This is a genomic window from Pseudoalteromonas sp. 4NS20-0020, from assembly GCF_057554385.1.
Map to the genome: position 1 here is coordinate 142361 of NZ_BAAJMI010000007.1, position 11280 is coordinate 153640.

At 40.0% G+C, this 11280-nt stretch carries 9 protein-coding genes; 8 read left to right on the forward strand and 1 reads right to left on the reverse strand.

Going from position 1 to position 11280, the window contains the following annotated elements; genetic code table 11:
• Nucleotides 1-29: 29 nt before the first annotated feature.
• From AC27JL_RS17220 to AC27JL_RS17245, 6 genes are read left to right on the forward strand one after another with little or no spacing between them, the layout of a single operon-like run.
• Nucleotides 30-1433, forward strand: a complete 1404-nt coding sequence (locus tag AC27JL_RS17220; RefSeq protein WP_487196166.1) for an undecaprenyl-phosphate glucose phosphotransferase — start codon at nt 30-32, stop codon at nt 1431-1433.
• Nucleotides 1417-2631 carry an outer membrane beta-barrel protein gene (locus AC27JL_RS17225; protein ID WP_487196167.1) on the forward strand — a complete coding sequence of 405 codons (1215 nt, stop codon included), beginning with the start codon at nt 1417-1419 and terminating at the stop codon, nt 2629-2631. Before AC27JL_RS17220 ends, AC27JL_RS17225 begins: the two co-directional genes overlap by 17 nt.
• Nucleotides 2631-3155 (forward strand): polysaccharide biosynthesis/export family protein, encoded by a 525-nt coding sequence (locus AC27JL_RS17230; protein WP_487196168.1) that lies wholly within the window; start codon nt 2631-2633, stop codon nt 3153-3155. Before AC27JL_RS17225 ends, AC27JL_RS17230 begins: the two co-directional genes overlap by 1 nt.
• Nucleotides 3156-3177: 22 nt before the next feature.
• A complete protein-coding gene (locus AC27JL_RS17235; protein ID WP_487196169.1) occupies nt 3178-5376 on the forward strand; it encodes a GumC family protein in 2199 nt (732 codons plus the stop codon).
• 12 nt (nt 5377-5388) lie between these two features.
• Nucleotides 5389-6117 (forward strand): tyrosine-protein phosphatase, encoded by a 729-nt coding sequence (locus AC27JL_RS17240; protein ID WP_487196170.1) that lies wholly within the window; start codon nt 5389-5391, stop codon nt 6115-6117.
• Complete coding sequence (locus AC27JL_RS17245) at nt 6110-6817, forward strand: VpsP family polysaccharide biosynthesis protein (protein ID WP_487196171.1); 708 nt, start codon at nt 6110-6112, stop codon at nt 6815-6817. Before AC27JL_RS17240 ends, AC27JL_RS17245 begins: the two co-directional genes overlap by 8 nt.
• 1313 nt (nt 6818-8130) lie before the next feature.
• Here AC27JL_RS17245 and sbcB read toward each other — a convergent pair.
• Nucleotides 8131-9576: an exodeoxyribonuclease I gene (gene sbcB, locus AC27JL_RS17250; RefSeq protein WP_487196172.1), complete on the reverse strand. Its 1446-nt coding sequence runs from the start codon at nt 9574-9576 to the stop codon at nt 8131-8133.
• 200 nt (nt 9577-9776) lie between these two features.
• On the opposite strand from sbcB, the gene AC27JL_RS17255 reads away from it, so the two are divergent.
• Together AC27JL_RS17255 and AC27JL_RS17260 are read left to right on the forward strand one after the other, a co-directional pair.
• Complete coding sequence (locus AC27JL_RS17255) at nt 9777-10589, forward strand: alpha/beta fold hydrolase (protein ID WP_487196201.1); 813 nt, start codon at nt 9777-9779, stop codon at nt 10587-10589.
• A gap of 185 nt (nt 10590-10774) precedes the next feature.
• Nucleotides 10775-11179, forward strand: coding sequence for a hypothetical protein (locus AC27JL_RS17260; RefSeq protein WP_006792271.1), 405 nt, complete (start codon nt 10775-10777; stop codon nt 11177-11179).
• The last annotated feature ends 101 nt before the right edge of the window (nt 11180-11280 follow it).

Here is an 11280-nt window from a genome sequence, read left to right on the forward strand (position 1 = left end):
TTTTCTATTAAAACTAGAGGGACTTTAGTGTGGTTTCTTCAAGGACGTTTAAGCCTTCGGGCTCTTCTGATGCAAACTTTTATCGTTTGTTTGACTTATTATGCTTGTTTTTAGCGTTTCAGCTTTCCTCCCTTATTTACTCACTTACATTTAATACTGCCTACTTGGTTGCGGTGCTTTTTATTGCTGTAGCTTACATGTATTGCGCCGAAATGTTTTCGGCTTACCGTTCGTGGCGAGCAGGTAAGTTTAGAAGCATGGTGTTGTGTGCATGGGGCTCGTTAACCATTGCGTTTTTATGTCTGTTTGTAATTTCGTTTATGTTTAAATTTACCGAAACCTACTCGCGCATTGGCTTGGCTATTTGGTTTATGTCCAGCATGTTGTTTTTATATACTTGGCGATTAACGGTGTTTTTATATAAACGTAACCGCCGTAAGCTAGGTATGAACTTGCGTAATGTAGCTATTGTAGGGGCCACCGAAAGCGGCGCTTATTTATTTACCGAAATAGATAATAACGACGAGCTAGGCTTTAAATTTAAAGGTTTTTATGACGACCGAAAACCAGAGCGTTTAAGCGATAAACTGGCTATTAATAGTGTTGAAGGCAGTATACAAACGGCTGTTGACGCAGCTAAAGCGGGCGAAATAGACATACTATATATTGCACTGCCATTAAAAGCCGAAAAACGTATTGCCGATATTTTAAAACAATTGGGCGACACCACGGTTGATGTACACATAATACCCGATTTTTTACTGTCTAACTTAATACATGCGCGCATAGAACATGTTGGTGAAGTAGACACGTTAAGTGTGTTTGAGTCGCCATTTATAGGTGCGCACGAATTTATTAAACGCACCGAAGACATAATAGTAGCTAGCCTTATTTTATTACTTATTTCGCCACTTTTAGTAATTATTGCTGCTGCTGTAAAAATAACGTCAAAAGGGCCTGCTATTTTTAAACAAGACCGTTATGGACTTGATGGTAAAAAAATTAAGGTTTGGAAGTTCCGCTCTATGAGCGTGACCGAAAATAGTGCAGTGGTTACACAAGCTACTAAAAACGATGCGCGTGTAACGCCATTAGGTGGTTTTTTACGCCGCACCAGCTTAGACGAGTTACCCCAGTTTATAAATGTATTAAAAGGCGATATGTCGATTGTTGGGCCTCGCCCGCATGCGGTAGCCCACAACGAGGAATACCGTAAAAAGGTCGACTTTTATATGGTTAGGCATAAAGCCAAGCCAGGTATTACAGGCTGGGCACAAATTAACGGGTGGCGGGGCGAAACCGACACCTTAAACAAAATGACCAAACGTGTAGAGTACGATTTACATTACATTAAGCACTGGTCGTTATGGTTTGATTTAAAAATTATTTTTTTAACAATATTTAAGGGATTTAAAAATGCAAACGCTTACTAACCCCGTTAAAGGTTTACTATTAGTTGCAGGCATGGGAGTAGTAACTCCCGCAATGGCAGAGCTAGCTCCTGGCAGTGTTATGACTAAAGATGGCGCACAAATTACGCCTACTTTAACAACGGGTATTAGCAGTAACGATAACTTTTTTAGTACCCCGAATGATGAAGAGTCGCGTTTAATTTGGACTATAGCGCCAAATGTTGATGCACTAATAGAAGACGGCGTTAACTATTACAACTTTAATGTTGCAACCAGCACCAGTTTGCATAACAAAGACAGCGCCGATAACTTTACCCAAGTAAATTTAAGTGCTGCAACCCATAACGAGTTTACAAGTAAGCACAGGCTTGACTTTAATGCCACAGCCGATTGGTTGTTTGAACCACGTGGTAGCGGTTTAACCGAAGGCCTAGGCGATGCAGTAAACGAATTAGTTGAATACCAACAGCAAAGCTTAAATGGCCGTTATGAATTTGGAGCCAAAAGCTCAAAAGCACAAGTGGCTTTAATGGGTGGCTTTTTTAATAAAAAATACCAAAACTTTAGGGCTATTTCGCAATTTCGTGATTACGACAGAACAACCCTAGGTATTGTTGGTTACTATAATACCCAAGCTGCGACACGTACCTTTTTAGAGCTAAAACAAGAAGACTACCGCTACGATGTAATAGACGCTAACGGCATTAACCGTGACTCAGACGACGTAAGAGTGCTGTTTGGTATGGAGTGGGATGCAACTGCACTTACATCGGGCTCTGTTAAATTAGGTTACCAAAAAAAGGACTTTGCCGCAGAGCAGCGTGAAAACTTTAGCGGACTTAGTTGGGAGGCGGGCGTTACATGGCAGCCACTTAGCTACTCGTTTGTTGACTTTACTACTAGCCGCGCCGCAAAAGATCCGTTAGTTGAAGGTGATTACATTCGTGAAAGTGTATACCGCGCAACCTGGACACACGATTGGAACGACCAATTAAGCACAAGCGCTGGCCTGTCGTATACCGACGAAAAATACGTAGGTGAAATTGGCCGTAAAGACAAAACAAGCAATGCTAACTTTGCAGTAAGTTATACCACAAACAGTTTTGGTATGGTTTCGACCTATGTTGACTTTATAGATAAAGACTCTACGCAAGACGCGCTAAAGTTTGACCGTATGGTTGTAGGTATTAACTTTACATTTGCACTAAAGGCTAATTAATGAAATTTGGTATTTTTATTACTGGTTTATTTATAAATTTAGTAATGGGTAATCTTGCGCATGCCGCGCAAGATTACGTTTTAGGTGCGGGCGATAAGGTTGAAATAAAAGTATTTGGCCAGCCCGACCTAGAGGTGACTGCACTGTTGGGTAACAGCGGTGAAGTAAATTACCCGTTTTTAGGTAAAATTAAATTGGCTGGTTTAAGTACCACGCAAGTTGAAAACCTAATTACTCAAGGTTTAAAGCCCGACTACCTAGTAAACCCAAACGTGTATGCGCAAGTTATTGAATACCGCCCTTTTTATATACACGGCGAAGTAAAAAGCCCTGGCGCATACCCGTACCAACCCGCAATGACAGTAAACCAAGCCGTGGCACTTGCCGGTGGTTTAACCGAGCGAGCATCGCTTGATAAAATATACATATTTAAAGAGCAAACTAAGCAGCAGCAACAAAAGGGTGACTTAAATAGCCAAATTGCAGCGGGCGATACTATAAAAATAGAACAGCGCTTGTTTTAAGCAATTGTTAGGGCAGTAATAAATGAACCAAATACACGAAAACCAGCAAAGTGAAATAATAATTGACTTTAGTGCCTATATTAATGTGCTACAGCTTGCAAAGTGGCGTATTTTAAGTTTTGCTGTAGTAGCAACACTATTAACAATAATGGTTACACTTACTTTAGTGCCAAAATATATAGCGTCTGCTACGTTGCTTATTGAGGCAGAGCAAGCTAAAGCGGTAAGCTTTGAAGAAATTTATGGGCTTGATTCTAACCAAAAAGAGTACTACTTAACTCAGTTTGAGGTTATTAAGTCGGACAGTATTGCCCGTGAGGTAATTACTAAGCTTGATTTAAAAGCCCATACCGATTTTATCCCTAAGCCCTCTTTTATTGGTGAGGCAAAAGCTTATGTTAAAGGGCTATTCCCTTTTTTAAACAATACCGACAAGCTACAACTTACAGAGCAAGAGCAACAAGACTTAGCGATGCTTGGTTTGCTTGAGGCCTTTAAAGCAAGGCTTTCGGTTTCGCCTATTCGTAAAACCCAATTAGTTAAAGTAAGTTTTGAGTCGAGCGACCCAAAGCTTGCTGCATTAGTGGCTAATACCGTGGGTGAGGTTTACATAGAAAGCCAAATGCGCGCAAAAATGGGCATTACTCAGCAAGCGTCTAGCTGGTTAAATACCCGTTTATCCGCATTACGTATACAGCTTGATACCTCTGAACAAAAACTGCAAGCCTATCGTGAAGCGCAAAAGCTAGTAGATATTGAAGGTATTGCAGGGCTTGTAACACAAGAGCTAGAGCAGACATCTGAGCAGTTAGTGACCGCCCGCACTGAAAAAAATAACCTACAAAGTATTAACCGTGTAATAAGCGAATACGGTAATAATAATTTAGAGCTTTTAGGTAGCATGCCTGAAATTACATCGCACAAAGTGGTGCAAGATGTAAAACGCGAAGTTATTTTAGTAGAGCGTAAACTAAGTGAACTTAGCGAAGTTTACGGCCCTAAGCACCCTAAAATAATTTCTGCTAAGGCAGAGCTTGCTACCGTTAAAAGTAACCTAAATAAGCAAATTAAAGGCCTTATTACTGGTATAGAAAAAGAGCTTAACCGTATTACCCGCACTGTTAGTGCCCTTGAGGCCGATTTAGTTAAAATACGTGCCGAATACCAAGAGATCACCCGTAAAGAAACCGCCTACAATCAGCTTAAACGCGAAGTTGAAACTAACCGTAATATTTTTAATACATTTTTATCTCGCTCGCGCGAAACCGAAGTAACAAGCGACTTTAGCTCGGCTGCGGCACGTTTTACCGACCGCGCATACGCACCAAAAGACCCAAGTAAACCTAATAAAAAACTTATTGTAATATTGGCGTTTGTAGCAAGCTTTGGTTTTGCTGTGGTAATGAGCTTTGTGTTTGACGCACTTAACGACACCGTTAAAAATAAAAACGACGTTGAAAACAAACTAGCACAGCGCATGTTAGGTATACTGCCATTTGTTAAAACACCTAAAAATAGCACTTTTGGTATACATGCCTATTTTGACGAACATTACAGGCGTTTTGCTGAGTCGGTACGAACGTTTCGTACCAGTTTGTTGTTAACCCAGCTTGACCGCGAGCACAAAGTAATTGCGGTTACCTCAAGCTCGCCAGGTGAGGGTAAAACAACTACCTCTACCAATTTAGCTATGTCGCTTGCGCAAATGGGTAAAGTGTTACTTATTGATGCTGACTTACGTAAACCGAGCATAGCAAAACGTTTTGATATACCTGTATTCCACCCAGGTTTAAGTAACCTAATTGTGGGTACTGAGCAATTAAGCGAATGTACGCATATTGACGAGCAGTCTGGCGTTACTATTATGCCAAGTGGGCAAATACCGGGTAACCCTTTAGAGCTGCTTTCGAGCAATCGTTTTAATGAGTTATTGGTAAGCTTAAAAGACACTTACGACCATATAATTATTGATACACCACCTACTCAAGCGGTAAGTGATGCGCTGGTTATTTCGCAAAATACCGACTCGGTTATTTATGTAGTTAAAGCCGATTTAACACGCATTAAACCTATTAAAGCAGGTATTGAGCGTTTGTTTGAGTCTAAGGCGCATATTGCTGGGGTTGTTGTTAACCAAGTAGATATAACTAAGTCGAAAGAAGAACATAATTATGGCTACTACGACTATTACGATTACTCTCAAAAATCTGAACAGTCGTAAATAACGGTTATTATGATAGATATACATTCCCACATATTACCTGGGCTTGATGATGGCGCTAAAGACTTAACAGAGTCTTTAGCGCTTTTAACCATGGCGCAAGCCGATGGTATAACCCACATGGTTGCCACACCGCACATTCATTTAGGCCGTTTTAATAATGCGGCTTCGCATATTTACGACGACCTAGCTAAATTAAAACAAGCAGCGCATGATGCAAATATTAATATACAGCTAGCCGTAGCCGCAGAAGTTAGGCTTGATGTAGAGCTTATGACCTTGGTTATGAGCAAAAAGCTACCGTTTATTGGCAATGTAAATGGCGCAAACTATGTGTTACTTGAGTTACCGCATTCCCATGTGCCGCAAGGGTTTGACAAGTTTATTAATTGGTTGGCTAAGCAAAATATTAAAACTATTATTCCGCACCCTGAGCGCAACCGCGATATTCAAGCTAAACCGTTTTATATTGAGCGCTTAAAGCAATTGGGTTGTGAATTTCAGTTAACGGCCTCTAGCATTGAAGGCGAGTGGGGCGAACAAGCACAAACTATTAGCGTTGATATGCTTAAAAATGGGTTAGTGACTTATGTTGCAAGTGATGCCCATTCGGTTAAGCGCAGGCCGCCTATTTTAAGTAAGGCAAAAAGCATTGTTACCGAGTTAATAGGGGCGGAAAGCGCACATGCGTTGTTTGTAACTAACCCCCTTAATTTAACGGCGTCGTTATTTAATGAGTAGTACTAGCAAGGTGCTTAAATACTTTAATGTTTTAGTGTTGACACTTATTACTCTGGCTATTTGTTATACCAGTTTACAAAGTATGCGTGCTAATGCGTGGTACTTTAATGCAAAAAATACCCTGCAGGAAATTACGGGTAATAATATTGACATACAGCAGCTTAATTTGGCAGACGACGCTATAAGTTTGGCAAGCTCGCTCGACCCAACCCATCCTCATTATTTGCAGTTAATGGCGCATGTAAAATTGCTTAAGTTAGCGGTTAGTACAAACCAGCCAGATGATATAGCTGCAAGTTACCAACAAATAGAGCAGTTATTATTAAAGTCGGTAGCTCTTCGTGAAACCTGGTCCGAAACCTGGATTGCGCTGGCAAAGGTAGTGAGTTACCAAAATGGCCCAACCGATCGGGTGTACGATTATATTCAGCAAGCCAAGCTTGTCGGCCCGTATAAAATTGAGGTGCATTTAGGCGCTATAGAAATAGCGTTAATGAACTGGCAACAACTCTCTCCAAAATATAAAGCGTTGTATGTAAACGAGCTAAAACTAGCAGCTAAGCACGGGCATAAGTTTTCTCGTGCGTTCGATATTGCTAAGCAGGTAGATGCTTTACCTATTTTATGTTTGTCTCTTAAATTTGGCGCTCATTTTGAGCCTGTCAGAAACAGCTGGATGTTCAAAAAACAGTGTAAATAGGCTTTCTTCTCAGTGAAAAGATTTTAAATGTTAGTTATTAGATCTTAAACCCCACCACCGAGTGCCTTTAGTAAGACTCAATGAAGTTTGTTTGCATTTACTTGTAGACTTAAAGGTTGATCACGTTAGAAGCGCAGTTTCTTTTTAAAAGATCATTTGCACAAAGAGAAGTAAATGAGGAGCAAATGAGAAGACATTAAAACACTAATAATGTTTTCTTACCTTAATCACTAGATCACTTCTCTAAAGCGCAGCGTCTCTTAACCTCTTTGTGAATATTTAACTAATTATTAATAACTTGCGTGAGCAAGTTTCTTGTTATTTATAAATGAATTGCTACCACCGAGAACACCGAGGCGCTTCGCGCTACACAGAGAAGACATAAGTAATGATTAATCACTTCTCCTTGTTTTCTCCTTTACTTCTCGGTGGTGACATAATCACTGTTTTCTAATCAATTAAACGTAAAAGCGCAGCTTCTTTTTAAAAGATCATTTGCACAAAGAGGAAGCAAGAGGACCAAATGAGAAGAGATTAAAACACTAATAATGTTTTTCTATCTTTATCACTAGATCACTTCTCTAAAGCGCAGCTTCTTGTTATTTATAAATGAATTGCTACCACCGAGAACACCGAGGCGCTTCGCGCTAAACAGAGAAGACATAAGTAATGATTAATCACTTCTCCTTGTTTTCTCCTTTACTTCTCGGTGGTGACATAATCACTGTTTTCTAATCAATTAAATGTAAAAGCGCAGTTTCTTTTTAAAAGATCATTTGCACAAAGAGAAAAGCATGAGAAGCAAATGAGAAGTCATTAAAAGACTTAATATGGTTTCCTACCTTTATCACTAGCCCCCTTTGTGAGTAGTGTTTTATTGAAGCAATTAAAAGCTACGTTTTTCACGTGAGCAAGCTCTACGTTTACCGCGATGGTGTAATATGGGGTTTTACTTGTAGACGCGAAGCTTGCTTGCGTGACGGGCAAAGCCCGTAAAGTGATTTATTCACAAAGAGGATAAGAGGCGCTGCGCTTTTAGAGGGAAAGATTAATTAAAAGCTGTTTTTGGCTTATGTTTGCTCATTTACTCCTCATTTATTCCTCTTTGTGCAAATGTTTTTATCTTAAAAGCTACGCTTTTCACGTGAGCAAGCTCTACGTCTACCGCGATGGTGTAGATATGGGTTTTACTTGTAGACGCGAAGCTTGCTTGCGTGATGGGCGAAGCCCATAATAATTTAAATAAAAACGCGACGCTTTAGTAATTAAAGCGTCGCGTTTTTATATGCGCTGACCAATACGCTTAAAGCAAATTACATGCTCTGCGCGTAGTTATAAAGCGCTTTTAAAATGGTCAGGTTTTTTTCGCTGTCGTCGTGCTCATGTGCCAAGTTTTCAAGGGTGATCATAAAATCTTGTGCGCTAATTGAAGGTTGATCTTCCCCGTGCATTAACTTGTTTTGGCAATACTGGCGCCATTGATCAAGTTCTTGCTGGTTGAGTGTTTCTGGCCAGTTTCGCGCGCGGTATCTAAACAGTAATGTATTGAACTTTTTATCTTCAAAATCTAAATTTAAGCCCGATAGTTCATCTGGTTTAGCATCGCGAATAATCGAAAATTTAGCTCTATCGGCGTGGCTGGTAAAACCATCGTAAAGTAAGTAATCAACGTTAGTGGTCGCGCTGTAATCGCCTTGCTCGTTAAACACTTCAGTGACTTTATCGCGAAGCTCGGTATTGGCTTTTAAAATAGCTAAATTAGCGAGGCACTGCTCGCGGTCAATGCCTAAACGGGCTGCGTTTTCAGGCAATAATGTTTTTGCAGGCGCTAAAATAGGGCACTTGTTTAAATGCACTAACTTTAAACCAACAGGTAAATCGCCCTCGGCTAAATCAACGCGTTTGGTGTATAAACGTTTACGTAATTCTTCTACGTTTAAATCAAGTAACACTTGCGGGCTTTGGGTTAAATCAAAACATATAACTGCGTTTTTATTTACTGGATGAAAGCTCATAGGCGCCACCCACGTTGTACAGCCTTGCGTTGCAGGAATGCGTGACGAGGTATGTACCAGCGGCGTCATGTTAAATACATCAACTAAATCACCCAGCGCTTTTTTATTACGCAGCCCAAAAAAGAAGTTATACAGCTTAGGCTGTTTTTCTTTTATTAGCTTAGCCAGTGCAATAGTGGCGGTTACATCGCTTAGCGCATCGTGCGCAGCAGCGTGTTCAATACCGTTGGCTACTGTTAAATGCTCAAGCTTAAAGCTTGGGCTGCCATCTTCTTTTAACGGCCATTCAATGCCCTCGGGGCGTAACGCATAACACGCACGGACCAAATCAATAATATCCCAGCGGCTATTATTGTTTTTATATTCACGCTCGTACGGGTCGTAAAAGTTACGATAAAAGCTATACCGGCTTACTTCGTCATCAAACCTAATACTGTTATAACCTGCCACACAGGTGTTTGGCATACCAAATTCAGCATGAATTTTTGCTATAAACTCAGCCTCAACCAAGCCTTTTTTCATCGCCACTTGTGGTGTAATACCCGTAATTAAACATGCCTCAGGGTGGGGTAAGTAATCCGCTTGCGGCTTACAATATTCAATAAGCGGCTCGCCAATAATGTTTAAATCAAGATCGGTACGAATACCTGCAAATTGGCTCGGCTTATCTTTTTGAGGGCTCGCCCCCCAAGTTTCATAATCGTGCCAATAGATTGTTGCTTGATTTTGCTCTTGATATGCCATAGTAAACCCTGAGTAGTTAACTTAAAAACGCCTAAATATGCGCCAAGTTACTAAAATAATGAATTATTTAGATTATGGCATATGGGCGAGGGAGTTTATAGGGACCTTAATTTAAACTTTAGAAATTTTAACTATTACCGCTGGAAGTCATATTTAATATCGCATAAGGTGTTTTTTAAATTAACTTAAGTAAAAATATGATGAGAATACTCTTTACCGCAATCATTTTTTATTCGCTTTTCATCCCACACGGTTTAATGGCCAGTACGGCTAAGGTTCAAATAAATGGCTTTGACGTTGAATACGAATTAGCAGGTGATGGTAAACATACCATTTTACTTGAAGCGGGTGGCTCTGCTGGTTTAAGTGATTGGGATCCGGTTTTTGAATCACTTACCAAGCACGCGAAAGTTATACGGTATTCTCGTATTGGTAATGGTGGCTCTGCACAAATAAAGAAAAACTATAGCTCAGAAGAATACGCTGCTGAGGTTGTATTATTACTCAAAACACTGAAAATAGAAGAGCCTGTTGTATACGTTGCGCATTCTTATGGTGCTTATATTGCGCGTGTATTTGCTGCAACATACCCTAATCAGATTAAAGCGTTAATGTTAATTGAGCCTGCATCAGAGCACGATGTAGATATTATGCGCGCAATTGATTTGCCCCGTGCTGAAAAAGAAATTGCTGCAATAAAGCTCGATGATATGAAAAATGGAATGTCGAATCAGTATTTAGATTTTTGGGCAAAACGCCCACTACCTGATTACCCTCAAATTGCTGATATACCCGTGACTGTGATCGCCTCCGTTAAAAAGTATAAAGAGCCACCTGTATTATTTTTTACCGACCAAGCGCGTGAAATGTGGGGTGACTTACATTCAAAGTGGGCTAATGCATTTCCTCAAGGTGAAATAGTAATAACAAATAAGAGCTATCACTATCCGCAAAATGATGAGCCAAAAATGGTTGTAACCCAAATAGTTAAGTTACTTGAACGCACTCAATAAGTTTAAATTTTTGGTTGTTTTGATAAATATCAATTTTCGAAATTAATGGTCGGCATTAGACTAAAGTCTATAGGTTAGATTTCTTCACTTATTAGGTTTGTTTTTATCGTTTGTCGGTTTGATGGGAATTCTCTAAAGTTCAGTTGTCGGCAACAAGCACGACTTAACAAAACAGGATTATGACCATGAAAACTTTTATCAAAACTATCGCTCTTAGCTCACTACTTACTTGTTCAGCTGCTGCAATGGCTGATCAAAGTGATTACAAATTAATGGTTATCGAAACTGCAACAGCGCCGCAGCCACTTGAGCAATCATTTAATAGCTGTGCACTTAATGTTAAGTCAAAAAACTATGCACAAGCTGAAGAAGTGTGTACTAAAGCAATTGCGCTTTTAAAGGATGCTGATGCACCACGTTTTAAAGTACGCCAGCTTACTTCATACGCACTAAGCAACCGTGGTGTTGCGCGTTTGAAATCGAATAACGAAACAGCTGCTTTAGCCGATTTGTACGAAGCTAACCAAATGTCTAACAGCACTATGGTATCGCACAACTTAAATCGCGCTAAAGAAGAGCTTTCTTTATAAGCTTTTAGCAAGCATATTTTAAAAAAAGCCCCAGCTAGGTTTAACCTGTAGGGGCTTTTTTGTGCACGACAGAAAAGTTTATCTCTGCTTGCAAACCCTCG